This window comes from Collimonas sp. PA-H2 (assembly GCF_002564105.1).
Taxonomy (GTDB): Bacteria; Pseudomonadota; Gammaproteobacteria; order Burkholderiales; family Burkholderiaceae_D; genus Collimonas.
Window position 1 is genome coordinate 817,995 of the sequence record NZ_PDBX01000001.1, and the last position, 25,572, is coordinate 843,566.

Genomic DNA, 25,572 nt, shown 5'->3' on the forward strand with positions numbered 1-25,572 from the left:
CCGCTTTTTTATGGTTCTTCACGGATTACCGGGATAGGCGGCTTTAATCTTCAGGAAGAAGAAGGCGCTATCCCGGTATCCGTATGCCATGCGCTTCATCACTTTGATGCGATTGTTAATTCCTTCGAGCTGCCCTGTGTGCATCGGCCAGCGTACCCTGGCTATGATTCCACGCCAGTAGATTTTGAGCTTTTTGGCAAATTTCTGTAGTGGCTCGATGCTACTGTCATGGGCCATCTTTAGCCAGGCGCGCCAGGCGTTGCGCCAATGCCAAGCGCTAGTGGCCTGCCATAGTTCCTTCAGACTGGCCTTCATAATGTAGACCGTCATCAATGCTTTGTTTGCAGCTAGCAGTTCGTCCAATTTCGGCTGCTGCTCGGACGGCACGTTGCTGCGATTGCGCAACAACAGCCATCGGGCGCGCTTGACGACACGCCTCATAGGGAGATCGCCTTTAAGGCGATTGGCCTCGTCCACGCGCACCCTGTCGATCACCTCCCGACCGTATTTGGCAATCACATGAAACAGGTCGTAGACCACTCTGGCTTGCGGGCAATGCAGCTGGACTTCGAGGTCGAAAGCCGTATTCATGTCCATGGCCACTGCCTTTATATCGGCGCAACGCGCCGGCCCTAGCCATTCACAGAACACGCGAATTGCCTCTCTGCTACGACCCTCGCCAACCCAGAGAACGCGGCGCGTGTCGGCATCGAGGACAACCGTGGCATAGCGATGTCCTTTGAACAGCGCGAATTCATCCATCACTAGCCTGGTTGGCTGGGCGTCAGGCAGCTCAGCCAATTTACCCTCCAGGCGTTGTCGGTCGATCTTGCGCACCGTTTCCCAGTGCAGCCCGGACAGCTTGCAGACGTGAGCCGCAGGTAGCTTCTCGCACCATAGACCAACGAATTGGGCCAGACGCTGAGTAATGCGTGCGTGCCGATCCAGCCACTTCACACGCTCGGTGCGTGTGCCACAGGAATCGCAGCGCAGCCGCCGAAGATTCACCTGCAGCCACACAGAATCGCCGAGCATCGGCATGTCACGTATGAGGTCTCGTGAACTTGGGAACAAGATTGCTCACAGCCGGAGCAAATCATTGGCGCGCCGTCAGTGGGCACAAGGCTGATCCAAGTGTCGTCGTCGCGTCGGTCAAAATTCCAGACGCGAAAGCCTTCCCAGAATGGGAGGTCAAGATTATTATCCGTCATTGAAAGCGGTGGGGTTGGGTAGAAACTGTTGGTCGCACAACAAGTTTAAACTTACTTCACCGCTTTCCCATTTCTAGATTACTTCCCGATAATCCGTGAAGAACCTTTTTTATTGCTGTCCGCTGTCACGGCATTTCACCATTCAAGACAGCAGATGCAGCTCTTCCTCCAGCATCGCACTCATGTCCAGCCGCAAGCGTTCGATCGGCGCCGCCAGCCGGCCGGGAGTCCTGGCATGCATCAGCCAGGTGTTCACGCCGCCCTTGAACTCAGGCACCTCCAGCACTTTCAGCTGATCGCGGAAAGCGCTGCGCGCCCATGCCCCCGGCATGATCATGCCGATGCCGATGCCGCGCGCCACCAGCGACAGCTGCAACTCGGTGCCGAAGGTTTCGACCGCAACATCGACCGGCAAACGCGCCGCATCCAGCGTGTGCCGGATGGAGCGGCGTATGCCGCAGCCATCCTGGTTCAGCACCCAGGCATGAGTTGCCAGTTGCGCCAAAGATACGCTGCCATTGCTGCACAACGACGATGCCTGGCTGGCGACGATCAAGGGCATTTGATGCCCAAGCAGATGGGCCGTGAGGGTATTAGGCGGCATGACATCGTCCGGCAAGACCACCGCCGCCGCATCGATCGCATTGCTTTCCAGCAGAGTCAGCAAGGCTGGCGACCAGCCGGTGGTAATGCGCAAGGTCAGCTTGGTGAACTCGCTGCGCAGGCAATCAATCGGATGGGTCAGCGCCAGTTCCGCCAGGAACGGCGCCACCCCCAGGCGGAATTCGCCGCTCGCTTGCGAACCCGGTTCTACCCCGGCCAGCAGATCGGCTACCGAACCCAACACGCGGCGGCCGCGCTCGTAGACTTCCCTGCCTGCCGCGGTAGGCTTGAGCGGCTTCGACTGCCGCTCAAGCAGCGCCACTCCCAGCCTGTCTTCCAGGCTCTGGACGCGCCGGCTGATGCCGGGCTGGGTCAGATGCAGGCGGGTAGCGGCTGCAATGATCGAACCGGTTTCGACCACGGCGACAAAGGCTTCGATATCATGGGTATTCATAACAAACTCGCATAATAGTTATGATAATAATTCACTTGTAGCATAAAGATCGCAGATGCACAATCACTGCAATGAAAAACCGTTTGCCAGGGAACGGACTCCGCCGCTCCCGCTGTCAGCCTTGCCATGTGAAAAATGCCATGAATGCACCCTTGCCTCCCAACGCCGCCTACCCGGCGACACGCTCCAGCAGCGTCCCCGCCGCCAGCGACGGCATCACAGTCACGCTGCAGCTACTGTTTGCCGCCGCGGTCGGCGTCACCGTAATCAACCTGTTCGCCACCCAGACCCTGATCGCCACTATCGCAGCGGCGTTGGGCCTCAATGCCCGCCTGAGCGGCATGGTCGCCATGCTGCCGCAACTGGGCTATGCCGCCGGCCTGATCCTGCTGGTGCCGCTGGCCGACCTGCTGGAAAACCGCCGGCTGATCGTGCACCTGCTGGCCTGCTGCGCACTGGCCCTGGCGACTGCCGCGGTGTCGACTTCCGGCTGGCTGTTCCTGCTGGCGATCTTCCTGGCCGGCAGCGCTTCCAGCGCAATCCAGATCATGGTGCCGCTGGCCGCCCTGATGGCGCCCGAAGCGCAGCGTGGCGGCGTGGTCGGCAATGTGATGAGCGGCCTGATGCTGGGGATCCTGCTGTCGCGGCCGCTGGCCAGCCTGCTGGTGGATCTCGGTGGCTGGCGCTTGCTGTACCTGGTGCTGACGCTATCGGTGGCGCTGGTGGCGGCCACCCTGAGCCGCACGTTGCCGAGGCGGCAACCGTTCGCCGGCTTGTCTTACCTGGCCTTGATCAAATCACTGTGGCAGTTGCTGCTGAGCCAGCCGGTGCTGCGCCGGCGCGCCCTGACCGCGGCGCTGGCGATGGCCACCTTCAGCCTGTTCTGGACCGCCGTCGCCCTGCTGCTGACGCAAGCGCCCTTCCATCTGGACCAGCGTCATATCGCCCTGTTTGCGCTGGCCGGCGCCGCCGGCGCCATCGCCGCGCCGCTCGCCGGCCGTATCGGCGACCGCGGCTGGACCCGTCCCGCCAGCCATGCGGCGCATCTGCTGATGATCGGAGCCCTGCTGCTGGCAGGCGTCGCCGGCGCCGGCTGGGGCGGATTTGCGGTGGCGGCGCATCCCTTGCCGGCGATCGCCATGCTGGTGCTGGCTGCCATCGGCCTGGATGCCGGCGTCACCACCGACCAGACGCTAGGCCGGCGCGCCATCAACCTGCTGCAGCCAGAAGCGCGTGGCCGATTGAATGGTTTATTTGTCGGGATCTTTTTCGTCGGCGGCGCGCTCGGAGCGGCCAGCGCGGCGTTAGCCTGGGTCAATGGTGGCTGGGGTTCGGTTTGCTTGCTGGGTATTGCTTACGCCATGGCGACGTTGGTGATTGGCGCGCTGCAGAAACATTGAATCGTAGGCACACAGCGCAGCAAGTTACTGAGAGTTTCATGATCCATGGCATCGCCACAAAATGGACAGAGGCATGTGCTCCGTGATCCGCTAAGTGGGGTCAGAGTGAAGTTTCTGCAAAAACCGCGCAGAAAGTTCACTCTGACCCCAGTTAGCTTCGTGTGTTAGCGCGACGAAAACCAGGTTGCAGTTTTATCACCTTGCGTCGGCAAGGTGTCGCGCCGGAGAAAAAACCGAGCGCGCCGCTTATTTCCTGGCCGGATTGCTGCCGGCGACGTAATACGGCACTTCCACCCGCGGCAAGGGACTGCGGCCGCGGATCTGATCGGCGATTTTTTCGGCGATCATGATGGTCGGCGCATTCAGGTTGCCGGTGGTGATCAGCGGCATAATGGAAGCATCCACCACCCGTAAGCCATCCAGGCCATGTACCCGTCCCTGGTTGTCCACTACCGCCATCTCGTCGTAGCCCATGGCGTTGGAGCAGGACGGATGGAAAGCGGTTTCCGCATGCTGGCGCACGAAGGCGTCCAGTTCGGCATCTGTCTGTACCTGCACGCCCGGGGAGATTTCACGGCCGGCGTAGGCGGACAAGGCTTGCTGGGCGATGATCTCGCGCGTGATGCGGATGCCGTTGCGGAATTCCTGCCAATCCTGCTCGGTCGACATGTAGTTGAACAGGATGCTCGGATGCTGGCGCGGATCCTTGGAACGCAGATGGATGCGGCCGCGGCTGGGCGAACGCATCGATCCCATGTGCGCCTGGAAGCTGTGCACCTTGATCGGATTGCTGCCGTTGTAATTGATCGCCACCGGCAGGAAGTGATACTGGATATTCGGCCACTCGAAGCTGTCGTCGCTGCGGATGAAGCCGCCAGCTTCGAACTGGTTGCTGGCGCCGATGCCTTTGCCCATCAATAGCCATTCAGCGCCGATCTGCGGCTGGTTCCATGGCTTGAGCGCAGGCGCCAGCGATACCGGCTGCTTGCATTCGTATTGCTGATAGATTTCCAGGTGGTCCTGCAGGTTGGCACCAACCCCGGGCAGGTCCAGCACCACGGGAATGTCATGCTGGCGCAGCAGCGCCGCCGGGCCGACGCCGGAACGCTGCAGGATCTGCGGCGAAGCAATCGCACCCGAGCACAGCAACACTTCGCGCCGGGCCTGCGCCGTTTGCGGCTGCTCGTTGTGCAGCCAGGCGACGCCGACGGCGCGCTTGCCGGAGAACAGAATGCGGTCGGTCAAGGCATGGGTGACGATGGTCAGGTTCGGCCGTGCCCGCGCCTGGTCGAGGTAGCCACGCGCGGTGCTGGCGCGCCGTCCATGCGGCGTGGTGGTGCGGTCCATCGGGCCGAAGCCTTCCTGCTGGTAGCCGTTGAGATCGTCGGTGCGCGGATAGCCTGCCTGCACGCCGGCTTCCACCATCGCATGGTAGAGCACATTGTTGCCGCTCTTCGGCGTGGTGACGCTGACCGGACCGTCGCCGCCGTGGTAATCGTTGCCGCCGATGTCGCGCGTCTCGGCCTTCTTGAAGTAAGGCAGGCAATCCAGGTAAGACCAGTTTTCCAGGCCTTCGCGCCTGGCCCAGTGATCGTAGTCCAGCGCATTGCCGCGGATATAGCACATGCCGTTGATCAGCGAGGAACCGCCCAGGCCCTTGCCGCGGCCGCACTCCATGCGGCGGCCGTTCATGTGCGGTTCCGGATCGGTTTCATAGGCCCAGTTATAGCGCCGCCCTTGCAGCGGAAACGCCAGCGCCGCCGGCATCTGGGTGCGGAAATCGAAACGGTAGTCGGGACCGCCGGCTTCCAGCAGCAGCACGGTGGTGCCGGCGTCTTCCGTCAGGCGGGTCGCCAGTACATTGCCGGCCGAGCCGGCGCCGATGATGATGTAGTCGTATTCTTTTGCTTGTTGCATGATGCTCCTTGCTGGCCGCTGCCGCTCGCGCGGCAGGGTGATGAAACGCGACGGTTTATTCTAAAACACCGAGGTATAGGCGCCCAGTTCCACCTGGATCGATTTGATGCGGGTGTAATGCTCCAGCGTGGTCAGGCCGTTTTCACGGCCGACGCCGGATTGCTTGTAGCCGCCCACCGGCATTTCCGCCGCCGATTCGCCCCAGGTGTTGATCCAGCAGATACCGGCCTCCAGCTGATGGATCACGCGGTGGGCACGGCTCAGGTTTTCAGTCATCAGGCCGGCCGCCAGGCCATATTCCGTATCGTTGGCGCGGCGTACCACTTCATCTTCTTCCTCGAAGCCGAGGATGCACATGACCGGGCCGAAGATTTCTTCGCGCACGATCTTCATGTCGTCGCGGCAGTCGGTGAAGACAGTCGGCTGCACGAACGCGCCCCGGGCAAAGGCGCCGCTGACTTCGCGCTTGCCGCCGCTCAGCAGGCGCGCGCCTTGGGCGATGCCGGATTCGATGTAGGACAGCACGCTGTCCATGTGCGGGAAGCTGACCAGCGGACCGAAGTTGGTACTGGCGTCGAGCGGCATGCCGAGACGGATGCGCGCCACCCGTTCCAGCACCTTGGCTTCGAACGCCTGCTTGATCGAGCTGTGCACGAAGACCCGCGTGCCGTTGGTACAGACCTGGCCGGAGCTGTAGAAATTGGCCATGACGGCGACGTCAGCGGCACGCTCCAGGTCGGCATCGGCAAACACGATCAGCGGCGACTTGCCGCCCAGTTCCATCGTCACTTCCTTCAGGGTCGAGCTGGAAGCGCTGGCCATCACCTTCTTGCCGGTGGCGGTGCCGCCGGTGAAGGAAATTTTTTCGATGCCGGCATGCTCGGTCAGCCAGGTGCCAACTTCGCGGCCGCTGCCGGTCAGGACATTGAAGACGCCGTCCGGCAGGCCCGCTTCGGTGTAGATTTCAGCCAGCTTGAGCGTGCTCAACGGCGTCACTTCGCTCGGCTTGAAAATCATGGCATTGCCTGCCGCTAGCGCTGGCGCCGATTTCCACAGGGCGATCTGGATCGGATAATTCCAGGCGCCGATGCCGGCCACCACGCCCAGCGGTTCACGGCGGGTATAGACAAACGAACTTTCGCGCAGCGGGATTTGCGTACCTTCGATAGACGGCGCCAGGCCGGCGTAGTATTCGAGCACGTCGGCGCCGGTGACGATATCGACCGCGCGGGTTTCCGACAGCGCCTTGCCGGTATCCAGGGTTTCCAGCTCAGCCAGTTCGTCATTGCGTTCACGCAGGATGGCTACTGCACGGCGCAGCACGCGCGAACGCTGCATCGCGGTTTGCGCGGCCCAGATGCGCTGGCCTTGCTTTGCGCTGGCGACAGCGCGGTCGACGTCTTCCTTGGTGGCGCGCTGGACTTCCGCCAGCACTTCGCCGTTGGCAGGATTGATAGTCTGGAAGGTAGCGCTGCCGCTGGCGTCGACACGGCGGCCGCCGATGTAAAGTTGTTGTTGCTTGAAAACAGGCATGCAGATTCTCCTCAATGGGTTGCTGTCAGATAGGTCAAAGATCAGGCCGCAGCTTTAGCGCCGGTGCTCTTTGCCAGTTGGTAATCCAGATATTCGTAGGCCAGCTGCCGGGCCGCATCAGCATCGAAAGCCGCGCCGGACAAGGAGCCGCGCAGCCATAGTCCGTCGATCATGGCGGCCAGCCCGCGCGCAGCCTGGCGTGCCTCTGTCAGCGGCAGTTCGCGCTGAAACTGGCAGCACAGGTTGGAACGCAGGCGCTGGTCGTTCACATGCTGCAGCCGGCGCAGCGATTCCTGGTGCATGCTGGAAGACCAGAACGCCAGCCAGGTTTTCATCACCGGCCCGCTCACCTGGCTGTCGTTGAAATTGGCGTCGACGATGGCGCGCAGATGGGCGGCGGCGCTGTCTGTCGTCAGCTCGTTGCGGCGGCGCCGGGTATCCGCGCTCAGGTCGTGCAGGATCTGGCGCATGGTGGCTTCCAGCAAACCGCTTTTGTCGCCGAAATAATGACTGATGATGCCGGTCGACAAGCCCGCCTGCCTGGCGATCAAGGCAATCGTGGCGTCCGCCAGACCGACCCGGTCGATCACTTCCAGCGTCGCCTGGATCAGCTGCTTGCGGCGCAGCGGCAGCATCTCGTTTCTTTTTCTCAACTCACTCTCCCATTGCGTTCGCGGAAAGCGGCCCTATCCGCTGCGTGAAATCAGTATAATTTAAATTGATTGGACGTTCAATCAATTTAAGTTTAGGCTCTCATTGTGATGTCAGTGACAACACAATATTTCTTTTGGAAACAATATCCATGCCCGGCAACAGAATCGGAATGAGGTTTATTCAAATGCAACGACAAGCAAACATGGATGCAGCGAGACGCCAACCAGCCATGCCAACAAGCCGCGGGCAATGCCTATGAGCGCGGCGACTACCATCGCCGGCAGCCCGCCGGCCAAGATCGGGCTCAACCGCCCGGTATTCTTTTCCTCGGCGCTGCTGATCATCGCCTTCACCATCGTCATCATCGCTTTCCCGCAAGCGTCGACCAGCTGGCTGTCGCAAGCCCAGGTGGTGCTGGCCAACAGTTTCGGCTGGTATTACATGCTGGTGGTCGCCGCCTACCTCGGCTTCATCGTCTGGCTGGCGGCCTCGCCCTACGGCAAGATAAAGCTGGGGGCGGATGACGAACAACCGGCCTTCAGCTACGGCGCCTGGACCGGCATGCTGTTCTCCTCCGGGATCGGGATTTCGCTGCTCTACTTCGGCGCTTCGGAACCGATAACGCATTACCTGTATCCGCCTCAGGGCGCGGCCGCGACGCCGGCAGCCGCCAGCCAGGCGATGACCCTGACCTTCCTGCACTGGGGCCTGCACGGCTGGGCCATCTACGCTTTGATCGCGGTGGCGCTGGGATATTTTGCGTATCGCCACAAGCAGCCGCTGGCTTTGCGCACTGCTCTGTATCCCTTGCTGGGCGAACGGGTGCATGGCGCCGCCGGCCATGCGGTGGATTGCTTCGGCATCGTGGTGACGGTGCTGGGGCTGGTCAGCAACCTCGGCATCGGCTCGCTGCAGATCAGCGCCGGCCTGGAACATCTGTTCGGCTTGCCAAACAGTCATAGCACGCTGCTGGCAGTAATCATCGTGATGACCATCGTCGCCACGCTGGCGGCCATTTCAGGGATCGAGACAGGGATACGCCGCCTGTCGAACCTGAATGTAGTGCTGTTTGCCAGCCTGCTGATCTTTGCCCTGACGATGGGCCCAACCCTGCACCTGCTGAACGCCCTGATCCAGAACCTGGGCGACTACGTCAGCAATTTCGTCGGCAAGACTTTCGATTTGTATGCCTATGACCGCCCCAGCGACTGGCTCGGCAAATGGACCCTGTTCTACTGGGCTTGGTGGATTTCCTGGGCGCCGTTCGTCGGCCTGTTCATCGCCCGCATCTCGCGCGGCCGCACCATCCGCGAAGTAGTGACCGGCGTACTGCTGCTGCCGCTGGCCTTCACCCTGGTATGGCTGTCGGTGTTCGGCAACAGTGCGCTCGACCTGCTGATCAACCACGGCGCCGCCGAGCTGAGCCAGAGCGCGCTGCAGCAGCCGGCCATGACCATGTACAAACTGCTGGCGCACTATCCGTTTGGCACGGCCATGTCGGGCGTGGCGATTTTCGTCGGCTTCGTGCTGTTCCTGACGCCGGCCGACTCCGGCGCCGTGATGCTGGCCAACCTGTCGATCCGCGACAGCAGCAATGGCAACGAAGGCGACGCGCCGCACTGGCTGCGCATTTTCTGGTCGGCGCTGATCATGGCGGTGACGGTGGGCCTGATGTTCGCGGACAACATCAGTTCCATCCAGACCACCATCGTGCTGGCTTCCCTGCCGTTTTCGCTGGTGCTGGTGCTGTATATGGTGTGCCTGCTGAAGAGTCTGCGGATGGAATTCAAACCCGCGGTTGCTCCTGCGGCCACGGCAAAGATAGTCAGGCAAGCATAGCCACATGCTTAGCCGTAAAAAAAGCTGCGCAATGCGCAGCTTTTTTTACAAGCAAATGAAATCGAACTTTCGCCTCAAGACTTCTTCCGTAGCAGAGCGTGCAAGATGATCGCCCCAAAAGTCGCGGTGCCGATACCGCCCAGCGAGAACTGCCCAAGCTTCAGGGTAAAGTCGCCGGCGCCCAGCACCAGCGTCACTGCCGCCACGATCAGGTTGCGGTTATCGGAAAAATCCACCTTGTTCTCCACCCAGATCCGTGCACCCGACACCGCGATCAGGCCAAACACCACGATCGAGACGCCTCCCAGCACCGCACCGGGAATGGTCTGGATCACGGCGCCGAATTTCGGCGAGAAGCCCAGGATGATCGCCAGGCAGGCCGCCACCACGAACACCAGCGTCGAATAGATCTTGGTGACCGCCATCACGCCGATGTTTTCCGCATAAGTGGTAACACCGGTGCCGCCGACGCTACCCGAGACGATGGTCGCCAGGCCGTCGCCGACGAAGGCGCGGCCCATGTATTTGTCCAGGTTCTGCCCGGTCATGGCGGCCACCGCCTTGATATGACCGAGGTTTTCCGCCACCAGGATGATCGCGATAGGCGCCAGCAAGGCCATGGCGTCGGCCTTGAATACCGGCGCCGAGAAATGCGGAATGCCGAACCAGGCGGCGTTGGCGACCACCGCAAAGTCAATCGGCTTGCCAAGGCCGGCGCCGTTGGTCAGCGCGGCATAGATAACATAAGCCAGCATGAGGCCGACCAGGATCAGCAGGCGCTGCAGCATGCCGCGTGCAAATACGGCGACCATGCCGACGCACAGTACCGTGCCGAGGGCCATCCAGGCATCGAAATTGTTGCCGCTGACGCCCTTGACCGCGATCGGCGCCAGGTTCAGCCCGATCACCGCCACCACCGCGCCGGTGACTACCGGCGGCATCAGGGTTTCGATCCAGCGCGTGCCGATCGCCATCACCAGCAAGCCGATCAGCGCATACAGCACGCCACAGGCAATGATGCCGCCCAGCGCCACGCCGAGATTGGCGTTCAAGCCATGTCCGCCATACGCGCTGACGGCGATCACCAGGCCGATGAAGGAAAAACTGGAGCCGAGGTAGCTCGGCACCCGGCCGCCCACCAGTACGAAGAACAGCAAGGTGCCGATGCCCGACATGAAAATCGCCAGGTTGGGATCGAAACCCATCAGCAGCGGCGCCAGCACGGTCGAACCGAACATCGCCACCACGTGCTGCACGCCCATGGCAAAAGTCTGCGCCCAAGGCAAGCGTTCATCGGCGGCGATGACCTGCCCTTTTTCATCCGCCGTGCTGGCGCGCAAACGCCACGTGGGAAAATAAGATCCTGCCATGAGTTCCTCCCTGAGTTCCGATCAGTCAAATGCCGCCGCCTGCGGACTGGCGCAGCACGACTGTATCGTGTGATTGATTTTGTTTTTAACCGGAAGCTAGTGTACGAAGGCGGCCATAAAATAACAATCGCGATCAGGGGAAATTAGGCAGAAAGCAGGACTATATTGAGGTAGCCGACATAAAAAAAGCACCGGCCAGCGGCACGGTGCCTTTGCATCGCCAGTTCAGCTAAGTTATGGAAAAACCGGAATATGTTTTTCGACGCCGGCAAAGGATGCTTCCGGATGGCGTTTTTCAAGCAGTTCCTCGATTTCCGGCACGCGCTTGAACGGGACGTCGACCAGCAGCAGGATCTTGCCTTCTTCGATGCCGGCATGGAAGGCTTTCAGGCGCGAGTTCGGCAAGGCGGCCGCCGCCATGCCTGACATCCAGCTGCCCAGCACCGCGCCGGCCAGGGTCAGCGCAACCAGCGCCAGCCAGTTCAGATGCACCCACTCGGGCGGGAAATACACCAGCCACATACCCAACAGCAGACCGATCACGCCGCCGGCCAGCAAGCCAACTTCCGCGCCGTTGGCCAGGTCGGTTTTATGCAACACGTTGGCTTCCGGCATATCGGCCGGCAATTTGCCGTCGGCCGCCCAGAAGTGGATATGCCGGATCCCTACCCGCGCCAGCAACAATTCGTCCAGCATACCGCGCGCACTGGGAACATCCGGCAACATGAAGTAAAGCCTTTGTCTGCCCAACATGATGGTCTCCTATGACTGGTTATGCCTTCAGCATAGTCAATCGGGATGGAATCCACAAAGTCTGATTGACGGCCGCGGCCCTGGCCTGCCCCAAACAGGGAAAAATGCGACAATCGCCACTCAGCCAACCAATCACGATAGAAACCCCATGATCCTCGAATTAGCCGATATCCGCATCCAGCCGGGCAAGCAACAGGAATTCGACGCCGCGATCCAGCGCGGAGTCGAGCAAATCATCAGTAAGGCCAAGGGCTTTGCCGGTTACAAGGTGCACAAGGGAATTGAATCGCCGGAGCGCTATGTCCTGACCATTCTCTGGCAAACCCTGGAAAACCACACCGTGGATTTCCGCGAATCGCCGGCATTTACCGACTGGCGGGCGCTGGTAGGGCCGTTTTTTGCCGTGGCGCCGACCGTCGAGCACTTTACGCTCTTGACAGAATCGCATTAATTGCAAGTCGGGGAAAGTAAGAAGACGTGCACTGTGTGAGCAGCAGGGCAACCCGATCTGACGGCTAATGCCGACGGGATGCCCGACTGCTACGCAGCGACGATGTACTACGAGATGTTGAAACTACTGCTAAAGCTATACTACTCAGTGCAAACGACTGCAGCTGCCTATCAATTGCCGGCAATTCCGGCAATAACGCCCAAGCTTGACTTCACACTGCCATGCGGCCTTAGAAACCCTTGATCCATGCTGCAGTCTGGGCGCTTTCACGGTCCAGGCGTTGCATGCGGTATTCCAGGTCGTACAGATCGACGGCTTCTGCCAGGTAGGCTTCCTTGCGCGCAGCTTCCGAACGCTCGTAGGCGGTACCGAGACGCTTGAAGAATGCGGCGACCTTGCTCAGCGAGCTGGCGCTTTGCACGGCTGGCGCTGCAGGACGGGTAACTGCGGCCGCACGTGGTGCTGGACGGGCAATACTAGAATTGTTGCTGATTGTCATTGTAGACATGATGAATTCCTCTTTCGTTTTGCGTTCACCGCAAGCCAATTGTTGCGTCGCACAATCAGAATAGCGTTTCCCCATTAATTATCCAATTTCGATTGCCAATAGCAGTTATCAGTTTTGTGAATTTAAGGGGCTACACGCGGTTTTCTGGCGGCTACTAGGATTTGTCTTAATGTGTTGTAAAACTGCTATACAGGCATGGAAAGATGCCTGTAAACTGCAGCACCTTCCTTACCTGCTTAGCCCGATGTCTACCCACACCTTCCTCTGGCACGACTACGAAACCTTCGGCGTGCAGCCGCGCCGCGATCGCCCGGCCCAGTTTGCGGCGATCCGCACCGACGCCGAGCTGAATGAAATCGGCGAACCGATCATGCTGTATTGCCAACCGGCAAACGACTTCCTGCCGGATCCGCAGTCTTGCCTGATCACTGGCATCACGCCGCAGCACTGCCTGCAGCATGGCATTCCAGAGCACCAGTTCGCCGCCCGGATTGAGAAAGCGTTTTCCGAACCCGGCACCATCGGCGTCGGCTACAACACCATCCGCTTCGACGATGAAGTCACGCGCTTCCTGTTCTGGCGCAACCTGATCGATCCCTATGCGCGCGAATGGCAAAACCAATGCGGCCGCTGGGACATCCTGGATGTGGTGCGCACCGCCTATGCGCTGCGGCCGGACGGCATCCAGTGGCCCATCAATGACGAAGGACGACCCAGTTTCCGCCTCGAACTGCTGACCAAGGCCAACGGCCTTAGCCACGAAGCGGCGCATGACGCGCTGTCCGACGTGCGGGCGACGATCGCCCTGGCGCGCCTGATCCGGCAGCACCAGCCGAAGCTGTTCGACTTCTGCCTGGCGCTGCACAAGAAAGACCGCGCCGGCGCTGAAATCGGCCTGCCGACGCCGCGCCCCTTCCTGCATATTTCCGGCATGTTCCCGGCCGAGCACGGCTGCCTCGCCGTCATGTGGCCGCTCGGCGTGCATCCGACCAACAAGAATGAAATACTGGCCTGGGACCTGGCCTACGATCCGAGCGAACTGTTTGCTCTCGACGCCGACACCGTGCGCACCCGCCTGTTCAGTAAATCGGCCGACCTGCCGGAAGGCGTCACGCGGCTGCCCTTGAAATCGGTGCACCTGAATAAATCGCCAATGGTGATCAACAAGCTGCAAACCCTGTCGGCCGACATGGCGGCGCACTGGGGCATCGATATTCCTCAGGCTCTGAAACACGCGGAAATCGCGGCGCAGGCGCCCGACCTGAGCGGCTTGTGGCGCCAGGTGTTTCAGCGTTCGGACGAAGGCGCGAGCGATGTCGACGAGGACTTGTACGGCGGCTTTGTCGGCAATAACGACAGGCGCAAGCTGAACGAGCTGCGCGCCATGACGCCGCAAAAGCTGGCGGCGGCGCACATCAGTTTCGACGACCAGCGGCTGGAAGAACTGACCTTCCGCTACCGCGCCCGCAACTTTCCCGACACCCTGGCCCCGGCCGATCAGGAGCGCTGGGAAGAGCATCGCGCGGCGCGCCTGTTCGACGGCGAAGGCAAGGCGCGTACGGTCGACATGCTGTTTGAAGAAATCGACAATCTGTCGGAGAGCGCCGACGAGCGCGGCGAAGAAATCCTCGGAACGCTCTACGAATATGCCGAGATGATTGCGCCGGCGCGCGCATAGCAGCACTACCGGCAGTGTGCCGCCGGCGCGATGAAAACGACGCACAACAAAGCGGGGCCAGGATAATTTTCGCCTGTTCAGACGAAAATTATCCTGGCCCCGCTCCTTGTACATTACCCGGACGGCGTCCCGCCGGGGCAATCCCTGCTTTAATTCTAGGTTTCCGACGCTGGCGCCGTTTCAGGTTCTCCTGCCTGCGGCCGCGCTTTCAATTTCTGGATGAAATCGCGCATCGGCTGCTGAATCTCGGTGAACAGCGGATCGCTGCGGTTTTTCAGCATGACTTCGGTAAACAATTTCAAACCCAGCGCCAGCGACGCGGCGGTATCCTCGTCAAACTGGTCTCTGGTGCGCACCTTGCCGATAATCGCAAACAGATCGTCGTGGTTGCCGCTTTCAAAATGGATGGCAGCATGGGCCGGCTCGCCCTGCTTCGGCGTGGCCAGGTGTTCCAGGGTAATGCGGTAGCGGTGTTCACGCATGGCGACTCCTTCTTGCCAATCTCAGGCGCGCTCAATCTTCACCGCAGCCAGGTCGATGGCATCGACGATGGCGTGGATCTGTTCTTGCGTGAGTTCGCCTTTTTCCAGCCGGGTGTGTATCGCCATCCTGAAGTTCTGGATAGCGCGCTTCAATTCAGGCGCCGAACTGCCGGATGCGCGTTGCGCGGCTTCCAGCCGTTGCAGCGCCAAGTTCAAGGCTTCGCTGTTGGCTGCCAGGAAGGCCGCACCTTCAGGCGTCAGGCGATACAATTTCTTGCCGCCCGCTTCTGCTTCGATAGCTGCATAGCCCAGCTCTTCCAGCAGGGTCAGGGTGGGATAGATCACGCCGGGGCTCGGGCTGTAATCGCCACCGACCAGTTCTTCGATCGCCTTGATGACTTCGTAGCCGTGGCGTGGCTTTTCCTGCAACAGATTGAGTATCACCAGCCGCAGGCTGCCTTGCTCGAACATGCGGCCGCCACGGCCGCCTTCACGCCGGCCGCCGCGCTCAAACAAGCCGCCGCCCCGATGTTGCCTTTCATGACCTTGATGCATACGGCTGTGGTCGCAGCCTCTTCGATGACCAAACATGGTTCTTCCTTATCTCGTTGAATGAGATAATAAGATATATCTTAGAAACTACTAAGTCAAGATTGAGTTATGTTTTTTTGCGAATCCGATCAAGCCCAAGCCGGCAAACCAGAAAAACAGCATCAGCGCTGGCGCTTGGCCAGGTATTCCGGCTGGAACATGCACATGCGGATCGCATCGCGATACACGCCATTGATGAAAAACTCGCTCTTCAATTCGCTTTCCAGCTCAAATCCGCACTTCTGGTAAATATGGATCGCCTTGTGGTTTTCCTTGTCCACATATAGATACAGCTTGTACAGGTTGAGCACGCAAAACGCGTACTCGATCGCCAGCCGTGTGGCGCGTTCGGCATAGCCCCGGCCCTGGGCGCTCGGCGCCACGATGATCTGGAATTCGGCGCGGCGGTGGATGTGGGTGATCTCGACCAGTTCGACCAGTCCCACCATCTCGCCGTTATCGCTTTCAAGGATAAAGCGGCGCTCGCTCTGGTCGTGTACGTGCTGGTCATATAGTTGCGTCAGTTCAACATAAGCTTCGTATGGCTCTTCGAACCAGTAGCGCATGATGTGGCTGTTATTGTCGAGCTGATGCACAAAGTGCAGATCGTTGCGTTCCAAGGGGCGCAATTTAAGGCCCGGTTGCACGAGGGTAGTCATAAAACGTCTTTCTTGTTTGTTGCCAAAATTATCGATTATCGTTATTGACGGTTTGAATTATTGCGGCCTGCCTGCATCGACTCAAGCCGGTTGAAGTCTTGCGGAAAGTCGTCCACCTGCACACTGATGTCGCCATAACGGGCGAAATCCTGCAGCACCTGCTGTTCTTCTTCGGTGATCGCGCCAGTGGCCGCCACCGTGATGATCCAGCCTTGCATCTCGATCAGGCTTTGCGGCATCGGCGCCAGGGTGCCGGCCTTGAACGAGGGCTTGAGCCGCGCTTCGATCGCATTCACTTGTGGAATCAGCTGGAACGCCAGTTCGCCAAAAGCTTGCGGCGACTGCTCGGCGCTGGGCATGAAGATTCCTCCGACCAGGCGGTCGCGGCTGGCGCCATTGGTTTGCATGGCTTTCGCCACTGCGCTGTCGAGCGCATCGGAGGGCTTGTCGTAAGGCCGGCCGAAAGGGAACACGATGGCCCGCAGCAAAACCGCCAGCAGCCGGTTCGGAAAATTATCGAGCACGCCCAGATAAGCTTCCTGCGCCTGGTGCAGGGCGTCCTGGATCGCCCAATGCACAAAGGGCAGATCTTCCTGCGGACGGCCATCGTCCTCATAACGCTTGAGCACGCTGGAGATCAGGTAGAGCTGCGACAGGATATCGCCCAGGCGTCCGGAAATCCGTTCGCGGAACTTGAGCGAACCACCGAAAACGAACATCGACTTGTCGCTCAGCAGGGCGAACGCGGCCGACATGCGGTTGACCGCGCGGTAAAAATGGCGCAGCTCGGACGGCGCCGCGCTCGGCGCCGCCGGGAAACTGCCGCCCGACAGGCCGGCCACCAGAGTCCGCGAAAAATTGGCGAAGACGAAACTGATATGGCCGAAGAATGCCTGGTCGAAATCGGCCAGCGCCTTTTGCTGGTCGGCCTCGCCCGCCGCCGCCATTTCCTTCAGCACATAAGGATGGCAGCGGATCGCGCCTTGGCCGAAGATGATCAGGCAACGCGTCAGGATGTTGGCGCCTTCGACCGTGATGGCGATCGGCATCTGCTGGTAGCTGCGCGCCAGGAAATTGTTCGGTCCCATGCAGACGCCCTTGCCGCCCAATACATCCATGCCGGCATTGACCAGGATGCGGCCGCGTTCGGTGACATGGTATTTCGAGATCGCGGAAATCACCGATGGCTTTTCACCGGCATCCACCGCCAGCGCCGACAGCCGCCGCACCGCATCCATCAGGTACAGGTTGCCGCCCATGCGCGCCAGCATTTCGTGGATGCCTTCGAACTTGCCGATCGGGATCCTGAACTGATTGCGTATCGCCGCATAAGCGCTGGTGCCACGCACCGCCAGCTTGGAAAAGCCGACAGTGGAGGACGGCAAGGAAATGGCGCGGCCTGCCGCCAGGCATTCCATCAGCATGCGCCAGCCTTTGCCGATCTGTTCGCGGCCGCCGATCACCCAGTCCAGCGGAATGAACACGTCCTTGCCAGAAGTCGGACCGTTCTGGAACACCGCGTTCAGCGGCCAATGGCGGCGGCCGGTGACCACGCCGGGATGACTGGTGGGAATCAAGGCGCAGGTGATGCCAAGATCCACTGCCGCACTACTGTCTCCCGCGGCCAGCAGATGATCCGGATCCTGCACCTGGAACGCCAGCCCCAGCACGGTCGCCACCGGACCCAGGGTGATGTAGCGCTTGTCCCAGGTGAGACGGAAGCCCAGCATTTCCTGGCCGTCGTATTCGCCCACGCACACCACGCCGACGTCCGGAATCGAGGCCGCATCGGAACCGGCGTAAGGACTGGTCAGCGCAAAGCACGGGATTTCCTCACCGGCAGCGAGACGCGGCAGGAAATAGTCCTTCTGCACTTCGGTGCCGTAATGCAGAAGCAGCTCGGCCGGTCCCAGCGAATTTGGCACCATCACTGAAATCGCCGCCGCGGAACAATGCGAGGATAGCTTCATGATCACCTGCGAATGCATGTAGGCGGAGAATTCCTTGCCGCCGTATTGCTTCGGAATGATCATGCCGAGAAAGCCTTTGTCCTTGACGAATTGCCAGGCCTGCGGCGACAGGTCTTGCCAGATTTCGGTGCTGTCCCAGTCGCTGACCAAGCCGCACAGCTGCTCGACTTCATTATCGAGAAAATCCTGCTCCTCCAACGTCAGCCTGGGCGGCGCCAGCTGCAGCAATTTATCCCATGTCGGCTTGCCGGAAAACAGTTCGGCATCCCACCAGGTGGTGCCGGCCTCGATGGCGTCGCGTTCGGTCTGCGACATGCGCGGCAGGATGCGCTGGAACATCTGCAGCAGCGGCCCGCTCAGCAGGCGGTAACGCAGCGGCCGGATGGCTACGATCAAGGTTGGGATCACCAACAGCAGCAACAGCAATATGGCCGCCAGCGCGCCGATGCCGGCCAGCCGGAAACCGCCCGCTATCCACAGCAGCATGGCGCCCAGCCAAACCCAGGCGCTGACGCGCAACTGCATCAATGCCAAAGCGCCGATAAGCAGCGCTGCGATCCAATAGAACATGCTTGCTCCCAATTTGACTGTTGTTCGTGCGGCGAATCTTGCGCATGACCGCCGCCAAGCGGAACGCGGTCAGGAAGACAGGACGTGACTGAATGTAGATGGGCGCATAATGAGTACACAAAGGCATTGCCCGGAAAAACCATGGCCCAGTTAAAGAAATAAGGTAATTCTTTATCCTTTGGTCACTTTTTGGACACGAAAAGTTCACGAACAGCAAATTTAAATGTTAAACAACAACAAGTTAGCTTATTCTATGCAGCGCTTGAGGGAACAATTGAAAAGATATGGAATCAACAACATGCAACCCTTTGTAAATCTTTGTATCCATTTGTCAACCATACTATACAATCGCGCGTTAGACCTCCGTATAGTTACGCATTGTTATGGGAAAACCTAGTAAAACCAATTCCTAGCCTGAGCGCTCGGCCCATATTGCAATGCGTACCCCGTAGCCAGCCCGCCCGCAGGCGAGTCACCAACCCGTATCAGACCAGTTACAAGAGCACACGCCGTTAATGAATAATTTAATTTTGATGACCGGCGCGACCGGCTTTCTAGGTGGCGCAAACGCTGTCGAGGCAATCCACCGAGGGCTGGGCAAAAATCTGTTGTTGCTGGCTCGCGCGGACACCCCTGAGGCAGCGCACGCCCGGGTAATCAAGAACCTGCAATTGCTGGGCGCCAGCGCAGCCGACATCGCACAGATCGGCGTCGAACAAATCCTCTGCTCGGACTTGTCGGAGCTCGACAGCGTCGCCGGCGATCCGCGCTTGGACCAGGTATCGGTGGTCGTCCATTCGGCGGCACTGGCGACTTTCTCGAATCATCCTTCGCTGGAAAAGATCAACGTCGATGGCACCCTGGCGCTGGGCAAGCTGATGCACCGCCGCCCTGCCCTGAAACGCTTCATGTACATCGGCACCGCCATGGCCTGCGGCGAAGGCGCCGGCATCAATGCCGTGGTCAAGGAAAGAATCGACCTGCCGCTGGGCGACGAACACCTGGTGGCGTATACCCGCTCCAAGGCCATGGGTGAAAAGAAACTGCGCGACACCTATCCCGACCTGCCGGTGATCTACGTGCGGCCATCGATCATCGTTGGCCACACCCGGCTCGGCTGCGCGCCGTCGCAAAGCATTTTCTGGGTCTTCATGGTGTGGCAGCTGCTGGGCGCGCTGACCACCGCCCTCGATGAAAAAGTGGACGTGGTGCCGGTGGACTGGTGCGCGCAAGCGATCATCGACCTGGCGCAAAAGGAAACCCTGACGCACAATGTATTCCATATCTCGGCTGGCCAGGGTTCCTGCGTATCGTTCCGCGAAATCGACCTGGCATTGGCGGCGGCACGCGGCATCGAACCTATCGGCGCCACCTACAAGCAGATCACGCCGGACGCCATCGCCACCCTGCTGCCGCGCATGCGCGAATGCGTGCCGGAATGCAATGACCGCCTGTTGCTGCGCGCGCTCAAATTGTATGGCGCATTCGCCGGCCTGAATTATGTGTTCGACAACAGCAACCTGCTGGCAGAAGGCATCCGCCCTGCACCGCTGTTTACCGACTACATCCCGCTGTGCGTCGAGTCGGCAAAGCACATCCCGATAGCAGAACAAATGAAATGGGACTTTAAATAGTCTTCGCCATCGGGCCCCACATATCTTTTGCATTCATCGCTTGCCCCTAATTAGCACTGCTTTCCGTTAGAATTGGCTCCTCGCGGACAACAAAATCAACAGGGGTAACGACCATGAAATGGGAAGGCAATCGGGAAAGTGACAACGTCGAAGACCGCCGCGGCGATGACGGCGGCGGCGGTGGCGGTGGATTTGGCGGCCGCTCGATAGGCCTCGGGACCATTGCGATTGCCCTGGTCGCCTCATACTTCTTCGGCATCAGCCCGACCACCGTCATCAGCCTGCTGAGCGGCGGCGGTCCGGTCAGCCAGCCGCAATCCCAGCAAGCGCCTGCGCCTAAGCGCGCCAACCAGCCGGAAGACCGTCAGACCAAGTTCGTCAAGACCGTGCTGGCAGACACCGAAGATGTCTGGACCCAGATTTTCCGCGCCAACGGCAAAACTTATCCGCCGCCAAAGCTGGTCTTGTTTTCGGGCGCCACCCAGACTGCGTGCGGCACCGGCCAGACCGCCTCCGGACCGTTCTACTGCCCGGGCGACCGCAAGGTCTACATCGACCTCAGCTTCTACCAGCTGATGCAGCAGCGCTTCCATGTCTCCGGCGAATTCGCCCAAGCTTACGTGATCGCCCATGAAGTCGGCCACCATGTACAGAACCTGATGGGCATCATGGACAAGGTCAACGGCGCCGAACGGCAAATGTCGAAGGCCCAGGCCAACGCCATGTCGGTACGGTTGGAGCTGCAAGCCGATTGCCTGGCCGGGGTCTGGGCCTTCCATGCCAACCAGGCGCGCAGCATCCTGGAACAAGGCGATGTCGAAGGCGCGCTGAACGCGGCCACCGCCATCGGCGACGACGCCCTACAAAAACAGGAACAGGGTTATGTCGTGCCGGACTCGTTCACCCACGGCACCTCGGCGCAACGGGTGCGCTGGTTCAAGCAGGGCGTCAGCAGCGGCGAAGTCAAATCCTGCAATACCTTTGAAGTGAAGACGCTTTAATTGACGACACATGGCAAGCCGGCATGCCCGGCTTGCGCAAGCGCTCCGCAACGCAACCGTGTCAAGACAGGGCGGCAAGCTGTCAAAACCAGATGGGCTGGCCGGGACCAGCCGCTAAGCCCTGAGGCCAAGCGCGCCCCCTCAAACATTCATCGCGACTCATCAAGCATGTCACATCAAGAAACCATTCAATTACTGCGCACCGCCCTCGCTACGATGCCAGGCGCTCCCTCGGGAATCGCCTCCCTGGCCCGAACCTGGCGCGCGCAGACCGCCCTGCTGTCGGCGCTGCCGCCGCGTTTTGCCGAGGTGGCGGAAAATTTCCTCGGCCGGCTGGAAGCCGCAAGCCTGTTCTCGGAAGAAAGCTGTTCGTACAGCCGGCAAGACCTGCTCGATCATCTGGGCGCCTGGCTCGATCAGGCGCAGCTGGCGCTGCAAAAGAGCGCCAGTCTTTAATTTTTTCATCACTACCATCATCGGAATACTATGCAACAACTGGAATTACGCCTCAACAGCGATTATGTCGAACTCAATCAATTGCTCAAGCTGACCGGCGTCTGCGACAGCGGTGGCGCCGGCAAGGCACTGGTCGCCAGCGGCGTGGTGTCGGTCGACGGCAAGGTCGAGCTGCGCAAGACCTGCAAGATCGTGGCCGGCCAAAAGGTCACCATCGGCGATCTTCTGATCTACGTGCTGCCGCGGCGCGGGACAAACTGATCGGCATTTCCCGGCATCGCAACGATGCAGGGAAAACCCGGCAAGATAAGCAAGCGCAAGTATCGAGGGGAAGACAAAATGGCAGAAGATGTTCTGACGATCAGGCAATTCTGGTTTGGCGACAATCCGGATGACGCCGCCACTTCCAGCCAGCAATCGGCCCTGTGGTGGAGCAAGAACCCGGCCATCGACCAGCAGATCAGAGAACGCTTTGAAAGCGTACTGCTGGCAGTTGAAAACAAGCAGTTGTCCGACTGGGAAACAACACCGCACGGCGTACTCGCGCTGGTGCTGCTGAGCGATCAGTTCCCGCGCAATATGTATCGCGAGACGCCGCGCTCGTTTGCTTTCGATGAGCAGGCGCGCGGTTTTTGCCGGCTTGGCCTGCAGCCCGGCTTCTATAACGCCTTGCGCCCGATCGAACGCAGTTTCCTGCATTTGCCGCTGACCCATTCAGAACTGCTGGCCGACCAGGAGCAGGCGGTGGCGCTTGCCGCCGCGCTGGTCGAGCAAGTCCCCGCCAGTCACAAGGAATGCTTTGCCGGCTACCTCTCGTTTGCGGTCCGGCACCGCGACATCATCGCCCGCTTCGGCCGCTTCCCGCATCGCAACCGCATCCTGCAGCGGCCCTCGACGGCGCAGGAACTGGCATTCCTGCAACAGCCTGGATCCTCTTTCTAAGAGCCTTACAAGGCGACATTCAAGGGAATCTTCAGATAGCTGACACCGTTCTCTTCCGGCGCCGGCAATACCCCGGCGCAGATATTCAGCTGGATCGACGGCAGCATCAGGGTCGGCAAACCCAGGCAGGCATCGCGCCTGGTACGCATGGCGATGAATTCGCTTTCGCTGATGCCATCGCCGACGTGGATATTCTTTGCACGCTGCTCGGCGACCGTGGCCTCACAGGCCGGCGCCCGCCCCTCCGGCGGATAGTCGTGGCAGACGAACAGCCGGGTCGCCGGCGGTAGCTGCAATAGCTTGCTGACCGAGCGATACAGGCTGCTGGCGCTGCCGCCAGGAAAATCGCAGCGCGCCGAACCGAGGTCCGGCATGAACAAGGTATCGCCGACAAACGCCACTTCCTGCTCCACCAGATAAGCCATGTCGGCCGGCGTATGGCCGGGCACATGCAGCGCCTGTGCGCGCAAATTGCCGATATGGAAAATCTCGTCGGCCGCAAACAGATGGTCAAACTGGGCGCCGTCCAGCAGGAATTCCGACTGCAGGTTGAAGACCTTCTTGAATACCCCCTGCACCACTCGGATCTGGTCACCGATCGCGATGGCGCCGCCCAATTGCCGGCGCAGATAGGGGGCCGCGGAAATGTGGTCGGCGTGGGCATGGGTTTCCAGCAGCCATTGCACTTTCAGATTCTTGGCGCGCACGAATTCAATCACGCGGTCGGCAGCCGCGGTCGAGGTATGGCCTGCCACCGGATCGTAATCGAGCACTGAATCGACGATCGCGCATTCGCTGCCCGCCTTCTCGTACACAACATAAGTAAACGTGGCAGTACCCTGATCAAAAATCACTTCTACCTGAGGACTAGGCATCAAATCACATCCTTAAACTTAACAATAGGTAACTATATATAAAAATATATAACATTGACAAATACTTAATCCACCTCTATATTATTAACAATTAAATAAGTAACAATCTAGCAATTAGCACAATACTTCACTGGAACAGTCGATATAACGCGGCCAGTCGCAAAATGATCGCAAATTGTTAAACGCATTGGTAAACCGCAGAGCATGCCTGGCCCCGGTCATTCCATCTGTGCGCATTTGTCTCGCCATCTTAAACATTTGCGACCTGTGGCGATACTGGTGCATATCGATATCTGAGCCGCTGGCCACGCGAGTAAAGAAACCAGCCAGTCAAATAATGAGCAGAGAAGCAGCGCCATTCACCCGTCACGATGGAAGCAGCACCTATGAATCTTAATATCATCAAGCATAGCGAGTTATTTTCAACTACCGGTCAAATCGGCAAGGAAGACTTGAGCGAGATCGCAGCGGCCGGCTACCGGTCCGTGATCTGCAATCGGCCCGATGCCGAAGACGGCGGCCGTCATGTCCCCAGCGGCGAACTGGCGGCCGCCTCTGAAAAACTCGGACTGGCCTTCAGCTATTTGCCGGCAGACGCCACCCATCTCAGCAAAGAACATGGCGCCGCCTTGCGCCGGCTGCTGGTCAGCATGCCGCCCCCTATCCTGGCTTATTGCCGCACCGGCAACCGCTCCACCAACATCTTCCGCCTGGCGAATGCGGCCGAGATAGTCACTCCCGCACTTCAGGCCGGAACAGCGGACGACAGGCCCAGGCAATTTGAAGTCGTGATCGTAGGCGCCGGCGCTGCCGGCATTGCCGTCGCCGCCAGCTTGCTGCGGCGCGCACCGAATATGCAGATCGCCATGATCGACCCCGCCAGCCAGCACTACTACCAGCCGGCCTGGACCCTGGTTGGCGGCGGCGCCTACGCGCAGAAAAAGACGGTACGGCCGATGGCCTCGGTGATGCCGGAGCGCGTGCAATGGCTGCAGCGGTCGGTGGCGGAATTCCTGCCGGACCATAATCGCGTCCGGCTCGACGACGGCAGCCTGATCGCCTATCAGCAATTGATTGTCTGCCCCGGCCTGCGCCTGGCCTGGGAAAAGATAGAGGGCCTGGAGCAGACCCTCGGCCGCAACGGCGTCACTTCCAACTACCGCTACGAGCTGGCGCCGTATACATGGCAGCTGGTGTCGCAGTTAAAACAAGGCAAGGCACTGTTCTGCCAGCCAGCCATGCCGATCAAGTGCGCCGGCGCCCCGCAAAAAGCCATGTACCTGTCATGCGACCACTGGCTGCGCAAAGGCGTGCTCAACAAGATTGCGGTTGAATTCAATATCGCCGGCGTCGCCTTGTTCGGGGTTCCTGCGTTTGTGCCGCCGCTGATGTCCTACGTCAAAAAATACCAGGCGCAGCTGGCATTCGAGTCGAATCTGGTCAAGGTCGATGGCGACCGCAAGCTGGCCTGGTTCGATGTCAAGGACCGCGCCGGCAATATCGTGCGCCAGGAAAAATCCTTCGACATGCTGCATGTGGTGCCGCCGCAGGTGGCGCCCGACGCCGTCCGCAACAGCCCGCTGGCCAATCTCGACGGCTGGTGCGAAGTCGATCCGGCAACGCTGCGCCATGTCCGTTACCGTAATGTCTTTGCGCTCGGCGACATCAGCTCCACCGGCAATGCAAAAACGGTCGCCGCCATCCGCAAGCAAGCCGTGGTAGTGGCCGCCAACCTGCTGGCGGCTTGCGCAGGCCAGCCTCTGAGCGCACGCTATGACGGCTATGGCGCCTGTCCGCTTACGGTGGAAAAAGGCAAAGTGATACTGGCCGAATTCGGCTATGGCGGCAAACTGCTGCCGACCTTCCCGCTCGATCCGACCATTGCCCGCCGCAGCAACTGGTTCCTGAAAACCACGGTGCTGCCCTGGGTCTACTGGACCCTGATGCTGAAAGGCCGGGAGTGGCTCACCAAATCCTCGGTTGCCAAAGAATATCCGTAGCGCCGGTATTCTTCCGCCACT

General features: G+C 60.0%; 22 protein-coding genes and 1 pseudogene. 10 read left to right on the forward strand and 13 right to left on the reverse strand.

The window, feature by feature from the left end:
* Window positions 1–18: 18 nt before the first annotated feature.
* Together BCF11_RS03645 and BCF11_RS03650 are read right to left on the reverse strand one after the other, a co-directional pair.
* Window positions 19–1,211: pseudogene (locus BCF11_RS03645) on the reverse strand (ISL3 family transposase).
* Window positions 1,212–1,353: 142 nt separating this feature from the next.
* On the reverse strand, window positions 1,354–2,268 hold the full coding sequence (locus tag BCF11_RS03650; RefSeq protein ID WP_098493530.1) for a LysR family transcriptional regulator: 915 nt from the start codon (window positions 2,266–2,268) through the stop codon (window positions 1,354–1,356).
* 140 nt (window positions 2,269–2,408) lie between these two features.
* Between BCF11_RS03650 and BCF11_RS03655 the strand changes: the two genes are divergently transcribed.
* Window positions 2,409–3,668: an MFS transporter gene (locus BCF11_RS03655; protein WP_098493531.1), complete on the forward strand. Its 1,260-nt coding sequence runs from the start codon at window positions 2,409–2,411 to the stop codon at window positions 3,666–3,668.
* Between the two features lie 246 nt (window positions 3,669–3,914).
* Here BCF11_RS03655 and betA read toward each other — a convergent pair whose 3' ends face one another.
* From betA to betI, 3 genes are read right to left on the reverse strand one after another with little or no spacing between them, the layout of a single operon-like run.
* Window positions 3,915–5,585, reverse strand: a complete 1,671-nt coding sequence (betA, locus tag BCF11_RS03660; RefSeq protein WP_098493532.1) for a choline dehydrogenase — start codon at window positions 5,583–5,585, stop codon at window positions 3,915–3,917.
* 60 nt (window positions 5,586–5,645) lie between these two features.
* Complete coding sequence (gene betB, locus BCF11_RS03665) at window positions 5,646–7,118, reverse strand: betaine-aldehyde dehydrogenase (RefSeq protein WP_098493533.1); 1,473 nt, start codon at window positions 7,116–7,118, stop codon at window positions 5,646–5,648.
* A 41-nt stretch (window positions 7,119–7,159) separates the two neighbouring features.
* Window positions 7,160–7,753 (reverse strand): transcriptional regulator BetI, encoded by a 594-nt coding sequence (gene betI / locus BCF11_RS03670; protein ID WP_098493534.1) that lies wholly within the window; start codon window positions 7,751–7,753, stop codon window positions 7,160–7,162.
* Window positions 7,754–8,027: 274 nt separating this feature from the next.
* Between betI and BCF11_RS03675 the strand changes: the two genes are divergently transcribed.
* On the forward strand, window positions 8,028–9,611 hold the full coding sequence (locus BCF11_RS03675; RefSeq protein WP_098493535.1) for a BCCT family transporter: 1,584 nt from the start codon (window positions 8,028–8,030) through the stop codon (window positions 9,609–9,611).
* A gap of 74 nt (window positions 9,612–9,685) precedes the next feature.
* Here BCF11_RS03675 and BCF11_RS03680 read toward each other — a convergent pair whose 3' ends face one another.
* Window positions 9,686–10,981: a solute carrier family 23 protein gene (locus BCF11_RS03680; protein ID WP_098493536.1), complete on the reverse strand. Its 1,296-nt coding sequence runs from the start codon at window positions 10,979–10,981 to the stop codon at window positions 9,686–9,688.
* 234 nt (window positions 10,982–11,215) lie between these two features.
* Entirely contained in the window at window positions 11,216–11,734 is a 519-nt protein-coding gene (locus BCF11_RS03685; protein ID WP_098493537.1) for a DUF1269 domain-containing protein, read from the reverse strand.
* Window positions 11,735–11,882: 148 nt separating this feature from the next.
* Here BCF11_RS03685 and BCF11_RS03690 point away from each other — a divergent pair, with 148 nt between their 5' ends.
* Window positions 11,883–12,185, forward strand: a complete 303-nt coding sequence (locus BCF11_RS03690) for an antibiotic biosynthesis monooxygenase (RefSeq protein ID WP_098493538.1) — start codon at window positions 11,883–11,885, stop codon at window positions 12,183–12,185.
* 229 nt (window positions 12,186–12,414) lie between these two features.
* On the opposite strand, the gene BCF11_RS28265 is transcribed toward BCF11_RS03690, so the two are convergent.
* Entirely contained in the window at window positions 12,415–12,588 is a 174-nt protein-coding gene (locus BCF11_RS28265) for a DUF3563 family protein (protein WP_231880138.1), read from the reverse strand.
* 349 nt (window positions 12,589–12,937) lie between these two features.
* Here BCF11_RS28265 and sbcB point away from each other — a divergent pair, with 349 nt between their 5' ends.
* Complete coding sequence (gene sbcB, locus BCF11_RS03700) at window positions 12,938–14,371, forward strand: exodeoxyribonuclease I (protein WP_098493540.1); 1,434 nt, start codon at window positions 12,938–12,940, stop codon at window positions 14,369–14,371.
* Window positions 14,372–14,526: 155 nt separating this feature from the next.
* Here sbcB and BCF11_RS03705 read toward each other — a convergent pair whose 3' ends face one another.
* The 4 genes from BCF11_RS03705 to BCF11_RS03720 form a co-directional block, all read right to left on the reverse strand.
* Window positions 14,527–14,853, reverse strand: a complete 327-nt coding sequence (locus tag BCF11_RS03705; protein ID WP_098493541.1) for a DUF3861 domain-containing protein — start codon at window positions 14,851–14,853, stop codon at window positions 14,527–14,529.
* A gap of 21 nt (window positions 14,854–14,874) precedes the next feature.
* On the reverse strand, window positions 14,875–15,444 hold the full coding sequence (locus BCF11_RS03710; RefSeq protein WP_098493542.1) for a PadR family transcriptional regulator: 570 nt from the start codon (window positions 15,442–15,444) through the stop codon (window positions 14,875–14,877).
* A 122-nt stretch (window positions 15,445–15,566) separates the two neighbouring features.
* On the reverse strand, window positions 15,567–16,103 hold the full coding sequence (speG, locus tag BCF11_RS03715) for a spermidine N1-acetyltransferase (protein WP_098493543.1): 537 nt from the start codon (window positions 16,101–16,103) through the stop codon (window positions 15,567–15,569).
* A 41-nt stretch (window positions 16,104–16,144) separates the two neighbouring features.
* Window positions 16,145–18,643, reverse strand: coding sequence for an acyl-CoA dehydrogenase (locus BCF11_RS03720; RefSeq protein WP_098493544.1), 2,499 nt, complete (start codon window positions 18,641–18,643; stop codon window positions 16,145–16,147).
* Between the two features lie 515 nt (window positions 18,644–19,158).
* Here BCF11_RS03720 and BCF11_RS03725 point away from each other — a divergent pair.
* The 5 genes from BCF11_RS03725 to BCF11_RS03745 all read left to right on the forward strand — a co-directional run bounded on the left by BCF11_RS03725 (window position 19,159) and on the right by BCF11_RS03745 (window position 22,676).
* Entirely contained in the window at window positions 19,159–20,277 is a 1,119-nt protein-coding gene (locus tag BCF11_RS03725; protein WP_098493545.1) for an SDR family oxidoreductase, read from the forward strand.
* A gap of 113 nt (window positions 20,278–20,390) precedes the next feature.
* The gene (locus tag BCF11_RS03730; protein ID WP_098493546.1) at window positions 20,391–21,278 is read left to right on the forward strand and encodes a neutral zinc metallopeptidase; all 888 of its coding nucleotides are present in this window, start codon (window positions 20,391–20,393) and stop codon (window positions 21,276–21,278) included.
* Between the two features lie 168 nt (window positions 21,279–21,446).
* Complete coding sequence (locus BCF11_RS03735) at window positions 21,447–21,734, forward strand: hypothetical protein (protein ID WP_098493547.1); 288 nt, start codon at window positions 21,447–21,449, stop codon at window positions 21,732–21,734.
* 30 nt (window positions 21,735–21,764) lie between these two features.
* On the forward strand, window positions 21,765–21,995 hold the full coding sequence (locus tag BCF11_RS03740; RefSeq protein ID WP_098493548.1) for an RNA-binding S4 domain-containing protein: 231 nt from the start codon (window positions 21,765–21,767) through the stop codon (window positions 21,993–21,995).
* 78 nt (window positions 21,996–22,073) lie between these two features.
* Window positions 22,074–22,676: a DUF924 family protein gene (locus tag BCF11_RS03745; RefSeq protein WP_098493549.1), complete on the forward strand. Its 603-nt coding sequence runs from the start codon at window positions 22,074–22,076 to the stop codon at window positions 22,674–22,676.
* Window positions 22,677–22,681: 5 nt separating this feature from the next.
* On the opposite strand, the gene BCF11_RS03750 is transcribed toward BCF11_RS03745, so the two are convergent.
* Entirely contained in the window at window positions 22,682–23,551 is an 870-nt protein-coding gene (locus tag BCF11_RS03750) for an MBL fold metallo-hydrolase (protein WP_098493550.1), read from the reverse strand.
* A gap of 386 nt (window positions 23,552–23,937) precedes the next feature.
* Between BCF11_RS03750 and BCF11_RS03755 the strand changes: the two genes are divergently transcribed.
* Window positions 23,938–25,551, forward strand: a complete 1,614-nt coding sequence (locus tag BCF11_RS03755; RefSeq protein ID WP_233212353.1) for a bifunctional protein tyrosine phosphatase family protein/NAD(P)/FAD-dependent oxidoreductase — start codon at window positions 23,938–23,940, stop codon at window positions 25,549–25,551.
* The last annotated feature ends 21 nt before the right edge of the window (window positions 25,552–25,572 follow it).

Bases quoted from the DNA above. Each gene is read 5' to 3' on its own strand.
- BCF11_RS03745 (WP_098493549.1), top strand. From the start codon at position 22,074: ATGGCAGAAGATGTTCTGACGATCAGGCAATTCTGGTTTGGCGACAAT.
- BCF11_RS03650 (WP_098493530.1), bottom strand. From the start codon at position 2,268: ATGAATACCCATGATATCGAAGCCTTTGTCGCCGTGGTCGAAACCGGT.
- BCF11_RS03725 (WP_098493545.1), top strand. From the start codon at position 19,159: ATGAATAATTTAATTTTGATGACCGGCGCGACCGGCTTTCTAGGTGGC.
- BCF11_RS03720 (WP_098493544.1), bottom strand. From the start codon at position 18,643: ATGTTCTATTGGATCGCAGCGCTGCTTATCGGCGCTTTGGCATTGATG.
- BCF11_RS03735 (WP_098493547.1), top strand. From the start codon at position 21,447: ATGTCACATCAAGAAACCATTCAATTACTGCGCACCGCCCTCGCTACG.
- betA (WP_098493532.1), bottom strand. From the start codon at position 5,585: ATGCAACAAGCAAAAGAATACGACTACATCATCATCGGCGCCGGCTCG.
- BCF11_RS03675 (WP_098493535.1), top strand. From the start codon at position 8,028: ATGAGCGCGGCGACTACCATCGCCGGCAGCCCGCCGGCCAAGATCGGG.
- BCF11_RS03685 (WP_098493537.1), bottom strand. From the start codon at position 11,734: ATGTTGGGCAGACAAAGGCTTTACTTCATGTTGCCGGATGTTCCCAGT.
- BCF11_RS03690 (WP_098493538.1), top strand. From the start codon at position 11,883: ATGATCCTCGAATTAGCCGATATCCGCATCCAGCCGGGCAAGCAACAG.
- speG (WP_098493543.1), bottom strand. From the start codon at position 16,103: ATGACTACCCTCGTGCAACCGGGCCTTAAATTGCGCCCCTTGGAACGC.
- BCF11_RS03655 (WP_098493531.1), top strand. From the start codon at position 2,409: ATGAATGCACCCTTGCCTCCCAACGCCGCCTACCCGGCGACACGCTCC.
- BCF11_RS03740 (WP_098493548.1), top strand. From the start codon at position 21,765: ATGCAACAACTGGAATTACGCCTCAACAGCGATTATGTCGAACTCAAT.
- betI (WP_098493534.1), bottom strand. From the start codon at position 7,753: ATGCTGCCGCTGCGCCGCAAGCAGCTGATCCAGGCGACGCTGGAAGTG.
- BCF11_RS03730 (WP_098493546.1), top strand. From the start codon at position 20,391: ATGAAATGGGAAGGCAATCGGGAAAGTGACAACGTCGAAGACCGCCGC.
- betB (WP_098493533.1), bottom strand. From the start codon at position 7,118: ATGCCTGTTTTCAAGCAACAACAACTTTACATCGGCGGCCGCCGTGTC.
- BCF11_RS03705 (WP_098493541.1), bottom strand. From the start codon at position 14,853: ATGCGTGAACACCGCTACCGCATTACCCTGGAACACCTGGCCACGCCG.
- BCF11_RS03755 (WP_233212353.1), top strand. From the start codon at position 23,938: ATGAATCTTAATATCATCAAGCATAGCGAGTTATTTTCAACTACCGGT.
- BCF11_RS03750 (WP_098493550.1), bottom strand. From the start codon at position 23,551: ATGCCTAGTCCTCAGGTAGAAGTGATTTTTGATCAGGGTACTGCCACG.
- sbcB (WP_098493540.1), top strand. From the start codon at position 12,938: ATGTCTACCCACACCTTCCTCTGGCACGACTACGAAACCTTCGGCGTG.
- BCF11_RS03680 (WP_098493536.1), bottom strand. From the start codon at position 10,981: ATGGCAGGATCTTATTTTCCCACGTGGCGTTTGCGCGCCAGCACGGCG.
- BCF11_RS03710 (WP_098493542.1), bottom strand. From the start codon at position 15,444: ATGTTTGGTCATCGAAGAGGCTGCGACCACAGCCGTATGCATCAAGGT.